The sequence below is a fragment of the Pseudomonas sp. AC211 genome (assembly GCF_979258055.1).
The window spans coordinates 3,946,128-3,963,152 of record NZ_OZ409830.1 but is presented as its reverse complement, the minus strand read 5'-3'; the positions used below and the strand labels follow the sequence as shown (position 1 = coordinate 3,963,152).

The window sequence follows — 17,025 nt, the reverse complement described above, 5'->3', positions numbered from 1 at the left end:
GTTGGGGTGGTGTCAGCGAGCTGTGGCGCCTTGCAGGCGACCCAGTTGCTTTTCCTTATGTTTGATAAGTTGGCGGTCGAGTTTGTCGGTGAGTAGATCGATGGCTGCGTACATGTCGTCATGTTCGGCGTTGGCGACTACTTCGCCCCCGGCGATGTGCAAAGTCGCTTCGATTTTCTGCTTGAGCTTCTCGACCTCCATGGTCACTTGCACGTTGGTGATCTTGTCGAAGTGGCGTTCCAATCGACTGAGCTTCTCGTCGATGTAGTCGCGTAGGGCGTCGGTCACATCCAGCTGATGTCCACTGATGTTGACTTGCATACCGCTTTCTCCTTATTGCCGTGTGTAAGAGACAAGCTAACGGGCTTGTCGCCGGAACACTTTGGCCTTGGATCAGTGTAGCCGTCTCGCCAGAGCGAGGTTCGCAGGCGAACCGGGTCAGGCGTTTACATCAGTCGCTTACGTTCACTGGAAGGCGCTATCCCGAGGGATTCGCGGTATTTGGCGACTGTGCGACGGGCTACCTGAATGCCCTGTGCCTCCAGTAAACCAGCGATCTTGCTGTCACTCAACGGCTTTTTCGCATTTTCCGCCGCAACCAGTTTTTTGATGATTGCGCGTATCGCCGTTGACGAGCATTCGCCGCCTTCGGAGGTGCTGACGTGGCTGGAGAAGAAGTACTTCAGCTCATAAATGCCACGCGGGGTGTGCATGAATTTTTGCGTCGTCACGCGCGAGATCGTTGATTCGTGCATGCCCACTGCTTCGGCGATGTCATGCAGAACCAGCGGTTTCATGGCTTCGTCGCCGTAGTCGAGGAAGCCGCGCTGGTGCTCGACGATCTGGCTGGCCACTTTCATCAGTGTTTCGTTGCGGCTTTGCAGACTTTTGATAAACCAACGCGCCTCTTGCAGCTGATTGCGCATAAAGGTGTTGTCGGCGCTGGAGTCGGCGCGGCGAACGAAGCCGGCGTATTGCGGATTGACCCGCAGCTTGGGCATGGCTTCCTGATTCAGCTCCACCAGCCAGCGATCGTTGTGCTTGCGCACGATCACGTCGGGCACCACATACTCCGGCTCGCTCGCTTCAATCTGCGAACCCGGGCGCGGGTTAAGGCTTTGAATCAGTTCGATGACCTGCCGAAGCTCGTCTTCCTTGAGCTTCATGCGGCGCATCAGTTGGCTGTAATCGCGGTTGCCGAGCAGGTCGAGGTAATCGCCGGCCAGGCGCTGCGCTTCGGGCAGCCAGGGCGTTTTCGCTGGCAGCTGACGCAGTTGCAGCAACAGGCACTCACGCAGGTCGCGGGCGCCAATGCCGGACGGTTCGAATTGCTGGATGCGGTGCAGCACGGCTTCGACTTCGTCGAGCTCGATATCCAACTCGGGATCGAACGCCTCCAGCACTTCTTCGAGGGTTTCTTCCAGGTAGCCTTGGTCGTTGATGCAGTCGATCAGGGTGACCGCAATCAGGCGGTCCTTATCGGACATCGGCGCCAGGTTGAGCTGCCAGAGCATATGGCTTTGCAGGCTTTCGCCAGCCGAGGTGCGGGTGGTGAAATCCCACTCGTCATCGTCGTTGGATGGCAGGCTGCTGGCACTGGTTTGGTAGATGTCTTCCCACGCCGTGTCGACGGGAAGCTCATTGGGAATGCGTTCGCCCCATTCGCCGTCTTCCAGATTGTCGACGGTAGGTGCCGAGGTTTCCTGGTAGCTGGTGTCTTGGTAGGACTCTTCGTTGTTCGGCGCGGGCGGCGCGCTTTCGGCGCCATCGGCCAGCGGATCGCTGTTATCGAAGTCCTCGCCTTCTTCCTGGCGTTCGAGCATGGGATTGGACTCCAGCGCCTCCTGAATCTCTTGTTGAAGATCCAGCGTGGACAGTTGGAGTAAGCGGATGGCTTGTTGCAGCTGCGGTGTCATCGTCAGCTGCTGGCCCATTTTTAGGACGAGCGATGGTTTCATGGAGGGGGCTTAAGACCTTATTCGCCGGCGCATACGCGCTTCCACAACGAGGGCGCCGAAGCGCCACCAGGAAGCAAATTATATGCCTAAGTCTGAGGCGTTTGCCTAGTCCTCAATCGAAGTCTGTAGTGCGCATCTGATTGCGGCTACAGAATGCTCTTAGAGGCGGAATTCGTGACCCAGGTAAACCTCTTTCACCAACTGGTTGGCGAGGATGGTTTCAGCGTCGCCTTCGGCAATCAATTGGCCGTCGTTGACGATGTACGCGGTCTCGCAAATATCCAGGGTTTCACGCACGTTGTGGTCAGTAATCAGCACGCCAATGCCTTTGGCTTTGAGGTGATGAATGATCTGCTTGATGTCGCCAACCGAGATGGGGTCCACGCCTGCGAAGGGTTCATCGAGCAGGATGAACTTCGGTGCGGTGGCCAGGGCGCGGGCGATTTCTACACGGCGGCGTTCACCACCGGACAAGCTCATGCCGAGGTTGTCGCGAATGTGGCTGATGTGAAATTCCTGCAGCAGGCTCTCGAGTTCTTTACGGCGGCTGGCGCTGTCGAGCTCTTTGCGGGTTTCCAGAATGGCCATGATGTTATCGGCCACGGAGAGCTTGCGGAAAATCGACGCTTCCTGCGGCAGGTAGCCGATGCCGGCACGTGCGCGGCCGTGCATGGGCAGGCTGGTGACGTCGTCCTGGTCGATCAGTACGCGCCCCTGATCGGCATTGACCAGGCCGACGATCATGTAGAAGCACGTGGTTTTGCCGGCGCCGTTAGGACCCAGCAAGCCAACGATCTGGCCGCTTTCGATCGACAGGCTGACATCACGAACCACCTGGCGGCCTTTGTAGGCTTTGGCCAGGTGTTGGGCTTTGAGAGTCGCCATTACTGCGCCTGTTTGTCGGCTGGTTGAGCGCCAGCGGGTTTGTTCTTGGGCTGGATGACCATGTCGATGCGTGGGCGCGGTGTGGTCACGTTGGTGCCATTGGCGCGGCCGGCGTTGACGATCTGGCGCTGGGTGTCATAGACGATTTTCTCGCCTTCGAAGGTGTTGCCTTCCTGAATCACCTTGGCTTGGTCGATCAGTACGATGCGATCTTTCGCAGCGAAGTATTGGATGGTCAGGCCGTAGGCCTTGACGATTTCCTTGTCTGCCGCTGGCTTTTGCTCGTAGTAGGCGGGGGTGCCCACTGCGGTGAACACTTCGATGTCACCCGTGGCGTTTTGCGTGATGGTCACTGTGTGGCCAGTGATCTTCATGCTGCCCTGGGTAATGACGACGTCGCCGCGGTATACGGCTACGCCTTGTTTATCGTCGAGTTCAGCACTGTCGGCCTGCACACGAATGGGTTGCTCGCGGTCCGTTGGCAATGCCCAGGCGCTGGAGCTGGCAATCGCCGCACCCAGACTCATGAGCAAGGACAGGGTGTGAAGGGAGAATTTATTAACGAACCTCATGCTGGCCTCTTACGTTGGACAGCAGGAGCACCCGGCTGTCTTTCAAATACGCTTTCATTCCGTTAGCCGTGGTCACTCCATTGGCGGCCTCGATTCTAACGGCTTGCTGGGTCTGCGCAAATTCCTTGTCCGGGAACACGGTCATGCGACTGCTGGTAATGATGGTGGGGCGATTTTTTTCGTCGGTGCGGGCGATGCGCACATTGTCGATCAGCTCGACCTCGGTGCCGCCTGGCGCCACTTCGCCACGCTCGCTTTGAACGTGCCACGGCTCGGCGGCGCCGCGATACAGCAGCAGGTCCGGCTTGGTCACCAGGCTCTTGTCGCTGTCTTTCAAGTGTTCGACTTTATCGCTGGTCATTTCGTAGTGCAGCTTGCCGTCGGCTTGGAATTCGACGCTTTTGGCGTTGATCACATAAAAGTCCACGGCGTTGTCGGTGCTGGCCTGTGGTTTCTGCTCCAGCAAACTTTCCGGGTTCAGATTCCAATAGCCGAGCGCCGCTACCAGCAGCGCCGCGAGGCCAAACGATAAGGTAAGAAGCAGTTTGCGCAGCATGATCGGCTCTATAGATAGGCGGCTTGCGCCGCTTCAAGGTTGCCCTGCGCCTGCAGGATCAGCTCGCAGAATTCCCGCGCCGCGCCTTCGCCGCCGCGGGCGTGGGTGACACCATGGGCATGTTGGCGAACAAAATCATTGGCGTTGGCGACAGCCATGCCCAGGCCAACGCGGCGAATGGCCGGCAGGTCTGGCAAGTCGTCACCCAGGTAGGCGACGTCTTCGTACTGTAGGCCGAGTTCGGCGAGAAGCTCATCGAGCACCACCAGTTTGTCTTCGCGACCTTGGTACAAGTGCTGAATGCCGAGGTTCTGTGCACGACGCTCAACCACAGGGTTGAGCGCCCGGTGATGATGGCCGTGCGCACGCCGGAGTTGATCAGCATTTTGATGCCCTGACCGTCCAGCGTACTGAAGGTTTTGAATTCACTGCCGTCGACCAGAAAGTACAGCTTGCCGTCAGTCAGTACGCCGTCAACGTCAAAAACGGCCAGTTTGATGGCCTTGCCGCGTTGCAATAGATCAGCACTCATCACATCACTCCAGCGCGTAGCAGGTCGCCCAGGTTGAAGGCCCCAATCGGGTGGTCCTGGTCATCGACGACAATCAGTGCGCCGATTTTGTGGTCTTCCATGATCTTCAAGGCTTCGGCAGCTAGCATCTCTGGCCGTGCTGTTTTGCCGTGTGCGGTCATCACGTCGTCGATGGTGGCCTGGCGGATATCCAGGTCGCGATCCAGCGTGCGGCGCAAATCGCCGTCGGTGAAAATTCCGGCCAGTGTGCCGTCGACCTCGAGTACGGCGGTCATGCCCAGTCCCTTGCGGGTCATTTCCATCAACGCGTCGCGCAACAACGTGCCGCGTTGCACTTTCGGCAATTGCTCGCCGGTGTGCATGACATTTTCTACTTTCAGCAGAAGACGTCGGCCAAGCGCGCCTCCTGGGTGGGAAAAGGCGAAATCTTCAGCAGTAAAGCCGCGTGCTTCCAACAAGGCGATGGCCAGGGCATCGCCCAGTACCAACGATGCGGTGGTGGAGGAAGTGGGCGCCAGATTCAGTGGGCAGGCTTCTTGTGCCACGCGTGCGTCCAGGTTGACCTCGGCGGCTTTGGCCAGCGGCGAGTCAGGGTTGCCGGTCATGCTGATCAGGGTGATGCCCAGGCGCTTGATCAACGGCAGCAGGGTCACGATCTCGGCGGTTGAGCCGGAATTGGACAGGGCCAGCACCACGTCGTCACGGGTAATCATGCCCATGTCGCCATGGCTGGCTTCGGCCGGGTGTACGAAAAATGAGGTGGTGCCGGTGCTCGCGAGGGTCGCGGCGATCTTGTTGCCGATGTGGCCAGACTTGCCCATGCCGACCACAACTACGCGGCCTTTACTGGCCAGAATCAGTTCGCAGGCCTTGACGAAAGCCGCGTCAATACGGGGGAGCAGGCCTTCCACCGCTTCGATTTCAAGGCGCACGGTGCGCAGTGCCGATTGGATCAGGTCGTTGGTCTGGTTCATATCGTAAAGACAATGGCCGCGGGAAAAGGCCGGGATTATAACGATAAAACCCCGTTCGGCTCATCCTCGAATGTGCTCGCGTTGATGCAGCGATCACTGCGTCGCACTTCGCCGGTCACGCGCCGGGTTTGCCGCTGGCGGGTTTTCCACCTTGGGCGCGGCTGGATGCCGGTGATATAGTTGCCGCCCTATCCGGCATGTTCACTCCCGTGGTGTCCCCACCGTGAGACATGGCGTCCGATAGGCGGCTGCACCAAGGAGTTCAGATGAGTGCCGATGACGCCTACGCGGTCGAGCTGAAGGGCGTGTCCTTCATGCGCGGTTCGCGCAGCATTTTCAAGAATGTCGATATTTCCATTCCGCGCGGCAAGGTCACCGGCATCATGGGGCCTTCCGGGAGTGGTAAAACCACCTTGCTTCGTTTAATGGGCGCCCAGCTGCGGCCCAGTAGCGGGCAAGTGTTGGTCAACGGCCAGAACTTGCCGGACCTGTCGCGCAGCGACCTCTTCGACATGCGCAAACAAATGGGTGTGCTGTTTCAAAGCGGCGCGTTGTTTACCGATCTCGATGTGTTCGAGAACGTGGCCTTTCCCCTGCGCGTGCACACCGAATTACCTGAAGACATGATTCGCGACATCGTCTTGATGAAGCTGCAAGCCGTTGGCCTGCGCGGTGCCATCGAGCTGATGCCCGATGAGCTGTCGGGCGGCATGAAGCGCCGCGTTGCATTGGCCCGCGCCATCGCGCTGGACCCGCAAATTCTCATGTATGACGAACCCTTCGTGGGCCAGGACCCGATTGCCATGGGCATTTTGGTGCGCCTGATCCGCCTGCTTAACGATGCGCTGGGTATCACCAGCATCGTGGTGTCCCACGACCTCGCCGAAACCGCCAGCATCGCCGACTACCTGTATGTAGTGGGCGACACTCAGGTGCTCGGCCAAGGCACGCCAAAAGAATTGATGGAGTCGGATAACCCGCGCATCCGTCAATTTATGAAAGGCGTCGCCGATGGCCCCGTGCCGTTCCATTTCCCGGCTGCGGACTACCGCGACGACCTGTTGGGGACGCGTTGATGCGCAGAAAATCCATTGGCGAACGTATTCGCCTGCTTGGCCGTGCCGGCATCGACGTGGTCGGTTCGCTCGGCAGCTCCACCCTGTTTCTGCTGCGTGCGCTGTTTGGTCGAGGCAATGTGGGTAACGGCTTTGGTCATTTATTGATCAAGCAGCTGTTCTCGGTTGGCGTGATGTCGCTGGTGATCATTGTCGTGTCGGGCTTGTTTATCGGCATGGTGCTGGCGCTGCAGGGCTTCAATATCTTGTCCAGCTACGGTTCCGAGCAGGCGGTGGGGCAGATGGTTGCGCTGACGCTGCTGCGCGAGCTCGGGCCGGTGGTGACCGCGTTGCTGTTCGCCGGTCGTGCGGGTTCGGCGCTGACCGCTGAAATTGGCAACATGAAATCCACCGAGCAGCTGTCGAGCCTGGAAATGATTGGTGTCGACCCGCTCAAGTACATCATCGCGCCGCGCTTGTGGGCCGGGTTTATCTCGCTGCCGCTGCTGACCATGATCTTCTGCGTAGTCGGCATCTGGGGCGGCGCCATGGTTGCCGTGGACTGGCTGGGCGTGTTCGAAGGCTCTTTCTGGGCGAATATGCAGAACAGTGTGTCGTTCGAGAAGGATGTGCTCAACGGCCTGATCAAAAGTATCGTGTTTGCCTTTGTAGTGACCTGGATCGCCGTGTTCCAAGGGTATGACTGTGAACCCACGTCTGAAGGGATCAGTCGCGCTACCACCAAAACAGTGGTTTATGCCTCGCTTGCCGTGCTGGGCCTGGACTTCATCTTGACCGCCTTGATGTTTGGAGACTTCTGATGCAAAACCGCACCCTGGAAATCGGTGTCGGCCTGTTCCTCTTGGCCGGTCTGTTGGCCTTGCTGCTCCTGGCATTGCGCGTGAGCGGCCTGACCGTCGGCGCAGGACAAGACACCTACAAGCTGTACGCCAATTTTGAAAACCTGGCCGGGCTCACCGTGCGCGCCAAGGTGACGATGGCCGGCGTCGGCATCGGCAAAGTCACCGCCATTGACCTGGACCGCGACACCTTCACCGGGCGCGTGACCATGGAGTTGGAAAAGCGTGTGGATAACCTGCCGGAGGACTCCACCGCGTCTATCCTCACCGCCGGTTTGCTGGGCGAGAAGTACATCGGCATCAGCGTGGGCGGCGACGAAGCGCTGCTCAAGGATGGCGGAACCATTCACGACACCCAGTCGTCGTTAGTACTGGAAGACTTGATCGGTAAGTTCCTGATCAACTCGGTTAATAAAGAATCCAAGTGAGGAATACAGGCATGGTTAGCGCTCTGCGTCGCGGTCTGGTGGTGCTGTTGGCAATGGTTCCATTGTTTGCCATGGCCGGCCCAGCCCCTCAGGAAATCGTACAGAACACCACAAACGAGCTGTTGAACGACCTCAAGGCCAACAAAGACCAATACAAGGCCAACCCGCAGAAGTTCTACGACTCGCTGAACCGCATCATTGGCCCGGTTGTGGATGCCGACGGCATTTCCCGCAGCATCATGACGGTCAAGTATTCCCGTAACGCCACCCCGGCGCAGATGAAGCGTTTCCAGGAAAACTTCAAACGCAGCCTGATGGAGTTCTACGGCAACGCCTTGCTCGAATACAACAATCAGGACATTCGCGTGCTGCCCAGCAGCGCCAAGCAGTCCGACCCTGATCGCACCAGCGTGAACATGGAAGTGCGCGACACCAAGGGCACCGTGTACCCAGTCAACTACACCATGACCAAAGTGAACGGCGAGTGGATGCTGCGTAACGTGACCATCAACGGCATCAACATCGGCAAGCTGTTCCGCGATCAGTTCGCCGACGCCATGCAGACGAACGGCAACGACCTGGACAAAACCATCGACGGTTGGGCGCAGGTTGTCGCCAAGGCTAAGAACACCGAAGAAGGGCAAAAGGCTGCGGGTCATGACGACTGATAGCGTTATTCGCCAGCAAGCGGACGGCGTGCTGCAACTGGTCGGCGTGCTGGATTTCCGTACCGGTGCCACGCTACGAAGCGAAGGCGAAAAGCTGATTCGCGCGACGCCGACTGCCACCGTAGTGGTCGACTGCGCGCAGGTCGAGCACTCCAGTAGCGTGGGCTTGTCGCTGCTGCTCGCGTACATGCGGGTCGCGCAGCAGGCAGGCAAGCAGCTGTCAGTGCGTGGCTTGCCGACCGACATGAAAAAAATTGCCGAGGTTTCCGGCCTGCTCGACATTCTGCCGCTGCAGGCTTAACGCCCTTGCGTTGCACATTGCTGCGACAGGTAGCAAAAAACCAAAGCCCCTCTGTCAGTGTTCCGATTTCCGGGGTTCGCAGGCGGGGGGCTTTTTTGTATCATGGCCGACCCGCGCGCGTAGGGCGCCGATCGAGGTTTAGCATGCAGGCCATAGAAGTAAAAAGCCTCCTTGAGGAAAAGCTGTCCGACACTGAGGTCAACGTGGAAGGCGAAGGCTGTAATTTCCAGTTGAATGTGATCAGTGATGAATTGGCGGGCATGAGCCCGGTCAAACGTCAGCAGCAAATCTATGCCCACCTCAACCCGTGGATCGCCGATGGCCGAATTCACGCGGTTACCATGAAATTCTTCAGCCGCGCCGCTTGGGCCGAGCGTTCCTAAGCCCACGGGCGACGAGACTCCTATGGATAAATTGATTATTACCGGCGGCGTTTGCCTGAATGGCGAAATCCGCATCTCCGGCGCGAAGAACTCCGCCTTGCCGATTCTGGCTGCGACCTTGCTGGCCGATGCGCCGGTTACCGTGTGCAACCTGCCGCACCTGCACGACATCACCACCATGATCGAGCTGTTCGGTCGCATGGGCATCGAGCCTGTGATCGACGAAAAGCTCAGCGTCGAAGTAGACGCCCGCGCTATTAAAACGCTGGTTGCGCCGTACGAATTGGTGAAAACCATGCGTGCGTCGATTCTGGTACTCGGCCCGATGGTTGCGCGCTTCGGTGAAGCCGAAGTGGCCTTGCCTGGCGGCTGCGCCATCGGCTCGCGACCGGTTGATCTGCACATCCGTGGCCTTGAAGCCATGGGCGCGATCATCGACGTTGAAGGCGGCTACATCAAAGCCAAGGCGCCTGAAGGCGGTTTGCGTGGCGCGCATTTCTTCTTCGACACCGTCAGTGTGACCGGCACCGAAAACATCATGATGGCCGCCACCCTGGCCAAAGGCCGCAGCGTTCTGGAAAACGCCGCACGCGAACCGGAAGTGGTCGACCTGGCCAACTGCCTGATCGCCATGGGCGCGAAAATTACCGGTGCTGGCACCGACACCATCACCATCGATGGCGTTGAGCGTCTCGGCGGCGCGCGTTACAGCGTGATGCCTGACCGTATCGAAACCGGCACCTACCTGGTTGCCGCAGCGGCCACCGGCGGCAAGGTCAAACTGAAAGACACCGATCCAACCATCCTCGAAGCGGTTCTGCTGAAACTGCAGGAAGCCGGCGCCGAAATCACCACGGGCCCGGATTGGATCGAGCTGGACATGAAAGGCAAGCGTCCGAAAGCCGTGAACCTGCGCACCGCGCCGTACCCGGCATTCCCTACCGACATGCAGGCACAGTTCATCGCCCTGAACGCCATTGCCGAAGGCACTGGCGCGGTGATCGAGACCGTGTTCGAAAACCGCTTTATGCACGTGTACGAAATGACCCGCATGGGCGCGCAAATTCAGGTTGAAGGCAACACTGCCATCGTCACCGGCACCCAAACGCTGAAAGGCGCGCCGGTTATGGCAACCGACCTGCGTGCATCCGCCAGCCTGGTAATTTCTGCGCTGGTGGCTGATGGCGACACCCTGATCGACCGCATCTACCACATCGACCGTGGTTACGAGTGCATCGAAGAGAAGCTGCAGTTGTTGGGCGCGAAAATCCGTCGCGTGCCGGGCTAGTCGAGCCGAGGCCCTGTTCGGCAGCAAGCCGGGCGGGGCTGGGCAACCGCTTGTAATCAGGTTTTAAGGACATTCCGCGCCATGTTGACCATCGCCTTATCCAAAGGCCGCATTCTTGACGACACCCTGCCATTGCTCGCCAAGGCGGGGATCGTGCCGACTGAAAACCCGGACAAGAGCCGCAAGCTGATTATTCCCACCACCCAGGACGACGTGCGTTTGCTGATCGTGCGGGCCACCGACGTGCCGACCTATGTCGAGCATGGTGCGGCGGACCTCGGCGTAGCCGGCAAAGACGTGTTGCTGGAATACGGCGGCCAGGGTTTGTACGAGCCGCTGGACCTGAAAATTGCCCGCTGCAAATTGATGACTGCTGGCGCCGTTGGCGTCCCGGAACCCAAAGGTCGTCTGCGCGTGGCCACCAAGTTCGTCAACGTGGCCAAGCGTTACTACGCCGAGCAGGGCCGTCAGGTTGAAGTGATCAAACTCTACGGCTCCATGGAGCTGGCGCCGCTGGTGGGCTTGGCCGACAAGATCATCGACGTGGTCGATACCGGCAACACCCTCAAAGCCAACGGTCTCGAAGCGCAGGAGCTGATCGCTCACATCAGCTCGCGCCTGATCGTTAACAAAGCCTCGATGAAGATGCAGCACGCGCGCATCCAGCAACTCATCGATACGCTGCGCGACGCGGTTGAAGCCAACCACCGAAGCTAATACCTCTACGCGCGACTATCAGTCGCGCGCTGCTGTCCCTGTCTTAGCCATCTTTTCTCGGGCGTCCACAGGGCTGGCTTGGTAGCCTAGCGACGCTCGAGAACCGGTTGATGTGGCATTCGTCATTCAGCCGCTCTAAACGTCCATGCCTATCACGAGGTCCGTCATGACTGCTCCCATTGCTCTTCGTCGACTCAACGCCGCTGACCAGGACTTTTCCAAGCATCTGGATCATCTGCTGAGCTGGGAAAGCGTGTCGGATGACGGCGTTAACGAGCGCGTACTCGACATCATCAAAAACGTGCGCGAGCGTGGCGACGCAGCGTTGGTGGAATACACCCAGCGCTTCGACGGCCTCAGCGTCAACAGCATGGCCGACCTGATTCTGCCGCGTGAGCGCCTGGAACTGGCGCTTACCCGCATCACTCCAGCCCAGCGTGAAGCCCTCGAAGTGGCAGCCGAGCGAGTGCGCAGCTACCACGAAAAACAGAAACAGGATTCCTGGACCTACACCGAGGCCGACGGCACCGTGCTGGGCCAGAAGGTCACGCCGCTGGATCGCGCCGGCCTGTATGTGCCAGGTGGCAAAGCGTCGTATCCCTCGTCGGTGTTGATGAACGCCATTCCCGCCAAGGTCGCCGGTGTACCAGAAGTGGTAATGGTGGTGCCGACGCCCCGTGGCGAAATCAATGAAATCGTCTTGGCCGCCGCGTGCATCGCAGGCGTTGATCGCGTGTTCACCATCGGCGGCGCGCAAGCTGTTGCAGCCCTGGCGTACGGCACTGAAAGCGTTCCGCCGGTGGATAAAATTGTCGGCCCGGGCAACATCTATGTCGCCACCGCCAAGCGCCATGTGTTCGGTAAAGTCGGCATCGACATGATCGCCGGCCCTTCGGAGATTCTCGTGGTGTGCGACGGCCAGACCGATCCGGACTGGATCGCCATGGACCTGTTCTCCCAAGCCGAGCACGACGAAGACGCGCAATCGATTCTGCTCAGCCCCGACGCCGACTTCCTCGACAAAGTGGCCGCCAGCATCGCCAAGTTGCTGCCGACCATGGAGCGCGAAGCGATTATCCGCACCTCGCTGGAAACCCGCGGCGCGCTGATTCAAGTGGCGGACATGCAGCAGGCCATCGACGTCGCCAACCGCATCGCGCCGGAGCACTTGGAGCTGTCAGTGGCCGATCCGGACGCCTGGCTGCCGCAGATTCGCCACGCCGGCGCGATCTTTATGGGCCGCTACACCGCAGAAGCGCTGGGCGATTACTGCGCAGGTCCCAACCACGTGCTGCCTACTTCCGGCACCGCGCGCTTCTCGTCGCCGCTGGGCGTGTACGACTTCCAGAAACGTTCGTCGATCATTCACTGCTCGGCAGACGGCGCTTCGGAACTCGGCAAAAGCGCCTCGGTGCTGGCCCGTGGCGAGTCGCTGACCGCCCATGCCCGCAGCGCCGAATACCGCATCAAAAATTAATGGTGCGGGCGTTTCGGCGCCCGCTTAGACCTGTCGCATTCGAGGAGAGAAGGGCAATGAGCAAATTCTGGAGCCCCTTCGTCAAAGACCTGGTGCCGTACGTGCCCGGCGAGCAGCCAAAGCTGAACAACCTGGTCAAGCTCAACACCAACGAAAACCCCTATGGCCCGTCGCCAAAAGCGATCGCGGCGATGCAAGCGGTGCTTAACGAGGACCTGCGCTTGTACCCGGACCCTAACGGCGAGCGTTTAAAGAACGCCGTGGCCGAGTACTACGGCGTGCAGCCGGCGCAGGTGTTTGTCGGCAACGGTTCGGATGAAGTGTTGGCCCACGCGTTCCACGGTCTGTTCCAACACGGCAAGCCGTTGCTGTTCCCCGACATCAGCTACAGCTTCTACCCAGTTTACTGCGGCCTGTATGGCATCGAATTCGACGCTGTGCCGCTGGACGAGCAGTTCCAGATTCGCCCGCAGGATTACGCCAAAGCCAACGGCGGAATCATCTTCCCCAACCCGAACGCGCCCACCGGTTGCGTGTTGGCGCTGGATGCCATCGAGCACATTTTGCAAAGCAACCCGGACAGCGTGGTGCTGGTGGACGAAGCCTATATCGACTTTGGCGGCGAAACTGCCATCGCCCTGGTGGATCGCTACCCGAACCTGCTCGTGTCGCAGACCTTGTCGAAATCCCGCTCGCTGGCTGGCCTGCGTGTGGGTTTCGCGGTGGGGCATCCGGACCTGATCGAAGCCCTGGAGCGGATCAAGAACAGCTTCAACTCGTACCCATTGGACCGCATGGCGATTGCCGGTGCGGCGGCGGCATTTGAGGACAAGGCTTACTTCGAGCAAACCTGCCAGGCCGTAATCGACAGCCGCGAAAAACTCGTCGGAGAAATGACCGCGCTCGGTTTTGACGTGCTGCCCTCGGGCGCCAACTTCATTTTTGCTCGTCACCCCGACAAAGACGCGGCCACCTTGGCGGCTGGCCTGCGTGAACAGAGCGTGATTGTTCGGCACTTCAACAAGCCGCGTATCGATCAATACCTGCGGATTACCATCGGCAATCCGGAGCAGAACCAGGCGTTGGTGGAGGCGTTGAAGCGCTTGTGATGGTCGCTTGAACAAATAAGCCCGGCCATGTGCCGGGCTTTTTGTTGCCTCCACGTTCGGCTTGACCCGCGCCCCGATCCAACCTGGGGTCTGGCTCGGGCTTCTCCAACAAGCTCAACATTCTGGATTCCCGCCTACGCTGGAATGACGGAGATGCACCCACCACCACCGTCATCCCCGCGCAGGCGGGGATCCAGAATTTCGGATCACGGCTCCTGCTCGACGCTGACCGGCGTAAAAAAACATGGGTTGGGTCGGTTCGCGTTCGGTGAGCGGAGGAGATTCAACGTCTGCCTGCCTATTCCGTGTGCGCGCTGCCAATAAAACTCAGCGAAGTAAACAACCCACGCTCGTCGATATCGGCATCGCCACTGACCGGCACGCTGGTTTCCGCGGCGATGATATTCAAGCCCTCGTTGCGTACAACCACCTGCGCTTCGCCGTTCTTGTCGGTGGTGGCGCTGGTGGTCGACGGTGCGCTGCGGTAGTCGCCGATCAATGCGATGCCGGCAACCGGCTTGCCATCGAGCAGCACCTGCACCCGCAGCGGTTTGCCCGGCCCGACGCTGAGCGGGTCTTGTAAGGGTTTGATTACCAGCTTGAGCGCGCTCAGGTCTGGCAACACGGCGCCTTGCTTATAGATCGCCAGGCTGTACTTCCAGGTGTGCAGCGCATGGACCGCGTTAGGTACTTTCGAGCGCCCCTCGTTGATCCATTTGTTGTCCGGCGTTTGCGACCAGGCGCCGTTATCTAGCGCCACGGCCAGGGTGGCAGGTGCGCTGGTTGGGTGGAGGCGGGCATGGTCGTCGAGGCGTTCGATGTTGACATTGATGGGCTTGCCGTTGAGGTCGTAGGCCCAGGCGTCAGAGATTTTTCTGGCCTTGAAAGCGTCGTCTTCGGCGCCATGACCGTAGACCACTTCGATGTTGCCGCGCCGTTGCTCGGTCCATAGCCCGTGGGCTTGAACTTCCAAGGTGAACAGGGCAGCGATCAGTAGCAGGTGAAGTTTTGGCATCGGGCTTCCTTGGCAGTGCGTGAGTTAAAGGGAAAGGGTCAAGCTGACGCTGAGATTGCGCGGCTCGCCCGGCAGCACCCAGGTGCTGTTGTACGAGCGCTCGTAGTACGTGCGGTCGAACAGGTTGTTCAGGTTGAGGCCGACGGTGAGGTCTTCGCTGGCCTTGTAATGGGCTAGCAGGTCGACGGTGCTGTAGGCCGGCAACTCGAATGGCGTGCCGGTCTGGCCTGAGCGATCACCGACGTAATTGCCAGCGATGCCGAGGTCCGAACCGCGCAGTTCGCCGTCCTGAAATTCGTAGACGGCCATCACGCTGGCACTGTTGCGGGCGATGCCCAGCAGGTCGCTGCCTTCGGCAATGACGTTGTCTTGGGTGACCTCGGCATCGATGTAGGCGTAGGCGCCGATGACCCGCACGGCGTCGGTCAGCTGCCCGCTGAATTGCAGGTCCAACCCTTGGCTGCGGGCTTTTCCGGCGGCAATGCTGTCGCCGTTGCCATCGGTGGTCAGCACGTTTTCCTTGTCGATGTGGAACAGCGCCACGGTCGCGCCAAGGCGGCCGTCGAGCAGGTCCAGCTTAAGTCCGGTTTCGTAGCCGATGCCCTTTTCCGGTTTGTACACCTGGCCCTGAGTGCCGATGCTGTTGGGTTTGAACGAGGTCGAGGCGTTGGCGAACACGCCGACTTGCGGGGTGAGCTGGTACAGCGCACCGATGCGCGGGGTGGCGACGTCTTTCTCCTGCACGTTATCGACGCCGGTGCTGCGGTTAAGCGCGTGCTGCTCGATGCGCTCCAGCCGAACGCCGACCAAGCCGCGCCAGCGTTCGGAGAACACGATCTGGTCTTGCAGATTGAGGGCGTAACTTTCGGTGTGTTCGAAGAAGTCGTTTTTGTTCGCCAGCGCGGGCTTGGGCTGACCGTACACCGGGTTGAACACGTCCAGGCCGTAGCCGAGCGACGTCAGGCTTTGCGGGTATTTTTGGCTGTTGCGGTAGTTTTCATACTCCAGCCCGGTGAGCGTCTGGTGTTCCCAGCCACCCAATTCAAATGTGCCGTGCAGTTCGGCCTGGGTGATGCTGTCGTTCCATTCGAAGTCGCGCTGGCGGTAGAAACGCGAGACCTGGCTGCCGATTAAACGCTGCGGTTCCGAACTGTCGCCCTTCAATGTGCCTTGGCTGTAGTGGGTGGCCAGGCGGGTTTTCCAGTTGTCGTTGAGGAAATGTTCGAGGCTGATTTGCAGCAATTGGTTGTCGTTGCGGACGTGGCCATCGTTGGGCTCGCCCAGAAAGGTGGAGCGTGACACCGCGCCCATCTCGCCATTGACGGCCGGAATGCCTCGGTCGAACACGGATTGGGTGCGGCTGAATTCGCTTTCAATCGTGAGGAAGGTGTCGGGGCTGAGCTGCCACGAAAGCGTTGGGCTGACGAGCTTGCGCTGGCTGGTCACGTGGTCGCGAAAGCTGTGGCTGTCTTCCACGGCCAGGTTGACGCGAGAGAGCACGGTGCCTTCGTCGTTGAGGGGCGTGTTGACGTCCAGGCTGCTGCGGTAGCGATTCCACGAGCCGGCGCTGAGTTGCAGGGAACTGAACGCGTCGGCCTGCGGCCTCTTGCTGACGATATTGACCAGGCCGCCGGGGTCGCCACGCCCGTACAAACTGGCAGCGGGGCCTTTGAGCACTTCGATGCGTTCGATAGTGGCGGTGTCTGGCGCGCTGTTGCTGCCACGGTTGTAAGCGAATCCGTTGCGGTACAGCTCGCCGGTGGTGAAGCCGCGCACGCTGTAGTTGAGGAACGTGAGGCCGCCGAAATTGTTTTGCCGCGACACGCCGCCAGCGAAATCCAGCGCACGGTCGATTCGTGTGCTGTTGAGGTCGACGAGCACTTGAGCCGGAACTACAGCGATGCTCTGCGGGGTGTCGCGGATATCGGTATCGGTGCGCGTGGCGGTGGCCGAGCGCGTGGCGCGATAACCACGAACGGGACCCTCGGCGCGCTCGTCAGCGTGTTCGGCCGAGATGCTGGTTTCTTCCAATTCGAGCGGTTCAGTCGCGGTAACGATGGGGGCGTTGAGCAAGCCGGCGGCGAGCAAAGCAAAAGGGGTGAGCGTGGGGGACTTCATGTCAGGCTTCCGTGTAAAACATGTAATAACATAACATTTTAAGCACGGAAAAACGGTCGCGTCATCTATTGCAATCGGTTTGAGGCCAAATCGCAGGCATAAAAAAAGGCGCCTACGCGGCGCCTTTCC

At 59.6% G+C, this 17,025-nt stretch carries 18 protein-coding genes and 1 pseudogene; 10 read left to right on the top strand and 9 right to left on the bottom strand.

Annotated elements, in window-relative coordinates:
• Positions 1-12: 12 nt before the first annotated feature.
• The 7 genes and pseudogenes from hpf to ACZZZP_RS18755 all read right to left on the bottom strand — a co-directional run bounded on the left by hpf (position 13) and on the right by ACZZZP_RS18755 (position 5,477).
• The gene (gene hpf / locus ACZZZP_RS18785; protein ID WP_108096173.1) at positions 13-321 is read right to left on the bottom strand and encodes a ribosome hibernation-promoting factor, HPF/YfiA family; all 309 of its coding nucleotides are present in this window, start codon (positions 319-321) and stop codon (positions 13-15) included.
• A gap of 125 nt (positions 322-446) precedes the next feature.
• The gene (locus ACZZZP_RS18780) at positions 447-1,958 is read right to left on the bottom strand and encodes an RNA polymerase factor sigma-54 (protein ID WP_122494350.1); all 1,512 of its coding nucleotides are present in this window, start codon (positions 1,956-1,958) and stop codon (positions 447-449) included.
• A 159-nt stretch (positions 1,959-2,117) separates the two neighbouring features.
• The gene (gene lptB, locus ACZZZP_RS18775; protein ID WP_122494348.1) at positions 2,118-2,843 is read right to left on the bottom strand and encodes an LPS export ABC transporter ATP-binding protein; all 726 of its coding nucleotides are present in this window, start codon (positions 2,841-2,843) and stop codon (positions 2,118-2,120) included.
• Positions 2,843-3,415, bottom strand: coding sequence for a lipopolysaccharide transport periplasmic protein LptA (gene lptA / locus ACZZZP_RS18770; protein ID WP_122494346.1), 573 nt, complete (start codon positions 3,413-3,415; stop codon positions 2,843-2,845). The genes lptB and lptA overlap by 1 nt, the downstream gene beginning before the upstream one ends.
• Positions 3,402-3,971, bottom strand: coding sequence for an LPS export ABC transporter periplasmic protein LptC (lptC, locus tag ACZZZP_RS18765; protein ID WP_122494344.1), 570 nt, complete (start codon positions 3,969-3,971; stop codon positions 3,402-3,404). Before lptC ends, lptA begins: the two co-directional genes overlap by 14 nt.
• Before the next feature lie 8 nt (positions 3,972-3,979).
• Positions 3,980-4,503 (bottom strand): annotated as a pseudogene (locus ACZZZP_RS18760) (KdsC family phosphatase).
• Positions 4,503-5,477 carry a KpsF/GutQ family sugar-phosphate isomerase gene (locus ACZZZP_RS18755; protein ID WP_463383722.1) on the bottom strand — a complete coding sequence of 325 codons (975 nt, stop codon included), beginning with the start codon at positions 5,475-5,477 and terminating at the stop codon, positions 4,503-4,505. The pseudogene ACZZZP_RS18760 and the gene ACZZZP_RS18755 overlap by 1 nt, the downstream one beginning before the upstream one ends.
• 266 nt (positions 5,478-5,743) lie before the next feature.
• Between ACZZZP_RS18755 and ACZZZP_RS18750 the strand changes: the two genes are divergently transcribed.
• The 10 genes from ACZZZP_RS18750 to hisC all read left to right on the top strand — a co-directional run bounded on the left by ACZZZP_RS18750 (position 5,744) and on the right by hisC (position 13,763).
• Positions 5,744-6,553 carry an ATP-binding cassette domain-containing protein gene (locus tag ACZZZP_RS18750; RefSeq protein ID WP_463383721.1) on the top strand — a complete coding sequence of 270 codons (810 nt, stop codon included), beginning with the start codon at positions 5,744-5,746 and terminating at the stop codon, positions 6,551-6,553.
• Positions 6,553-7,353: a lipid asymmetry maintenance ABC transporter permease subunit MlaE gene (gene mlaE, locus ACZZZP_RS18745; protein ID WP_122494335.1), complete on the top strand. Its 801-nt coding sequence runs from the start codon at positions 6,553-6,555 to the stop codon at positions 7,351-7,353. The genes ACZZZP_RS18750 and mlaE overlap by 1 nt, the downstream gene beginning before the upstream one ends.
• Positions 7,353-7,820, top strand: coding sequence for an outer membrane lipid asymmetry maintenance protein MlaD (mlaD, locus tag ACZZZP_RS18740; RefSeq protein WP_122494334.1), 468 nt, complete (start codon positions 7,353-7,355; stop codon positions 7,818-7,820). The genes mlaE and mlaD overlap by 1 nt, the downstream gene beginning before the upstream one ends.
• A gap of 11 nt (positions 7,821-7,831) precedes the next feature.
• Positions 7,832-8,488 carry an MlaC/ttg2D family ABC transporter substrate-binding protein gene (locus ACZZZP_RS18735; protein WP_463383720.1) on the top strand — a complete coding sequence of 219 codons (657 nt, stop codon included), beginning with the start codon at positions 7,832-7,834 and terminating at the stop codon, positions 8,486-8,488.
• The gene (locus ACZZZP_RS18730; protein ID WP_122494330.1) at positions 8,478-8,789 is read left to right on the top strand and encodes an STAS domain-containing protein; all 312 of its coding nucleotides are present in this window, start codon (positions 8,478-8,480) and stop codon (positions 8,787-8,789) included. The genes ACZZZP_RS18735 and ACZZZP_RS18730 overlap by 11 nt, the downstream gene beginning before the upstream one ends.
• A 143-nt stretch (positions 8,790-8,932) precedes the next feature.
• Positions 8,933-9,172 (top strand): BolA family protein, encoded by a 240-nt coding sequence (locus tag ACZZZP_RS18725; RefSeq protein WP_122452416.1) that lies wholly within the window; start codon positions 8,933-8,935, stop codon positions 9,170-9,172.
• Positions 9,173-9,194: 22 nt separating this feature from the next.
• Positions 9,195-10,460 (top strand): UDP-N-acetylglucosamine 1-carboxyvinyltransferase, encoded by a 1,266-nt coding sequence (murA, locus tag ACZZZP_RS18720; RefSeq protein WP_122494328.1) that lies wholly within the window; start codon positions 9,195-9,197, stop codon positions 10,458-10,460.
• An 81-nt stretch (positions 10,461-10,541) separates the two neighbouring features.
• Positions 10,542-11,177, top strand: coding sequence for an ATP phosphoribosyltransferase (gene hisG / locus ACZZZP_RS18715; RefSeq protein ID WP_122494326.1), 636 nt, complete (start codon positions 10,542-10,544; stop codon positions 11,175-11,177).
• A 166-nt stretch (positions 11,178-11,343) separates the two neighbouring features.
• The gene (gene hisD / locus ACZZZP_RS18710; RefSeq protein WP_122494324.1) at positions 11,344-12,654 is read left to right on the top strand and encodes a histidinol dehydrogenase; all 1,311 of its coding nucleotides are present in this window, start codon (positions 11,344-11,346) and stop codon (positions 12,652-12,654) included.
• 56 nt (positions 12,655-12,710) lie between these two features.
• Positions 12,711-13,763: a histidinol-phosphate transaminase gene (gene hisC / locus ACZZZP_RS18705; protein WP_463383719.1), complete on the top strand. Its 1,053-nt coding sequence runs from the start codon at positions 12,711-12,713 to the stop codon at positions 13,761-13,763.
• Between the two features lie 298 nt (positions 13,764-14,061).
• Here hisC and ACZZZP_RS18700 read toward each other — a convergent pair whose 3' ends face one another.
• Positions 14,062-14,778 carry a DUF4198 domain-containing protein gene (locus ACZZZP_RS18700; RefSeq protein WP_463383718.1) on the bottom strand — a complete coding sequence of 239 codons (717 nt, stop codon included), beginning with the start codon at positions 14,776-14,778 and terminating at the stop codon, positions 14,062-14,064.
• 24 nt (positions 14,779-14,802) lie between these two features.
• Positions 14,803-16,896, bottom strand: a complete 2,094-nt coding sequence (locus ACZZZP_RS18695; RefSeq protein WP_463383717.1) for a TonB-dependent siderophore receptor — start codon at positions 16,894-16,896, stop codon at positions 14,803-14,805.
• Positions 16,897-17,025: the final 129 nt, after the last annotated feature.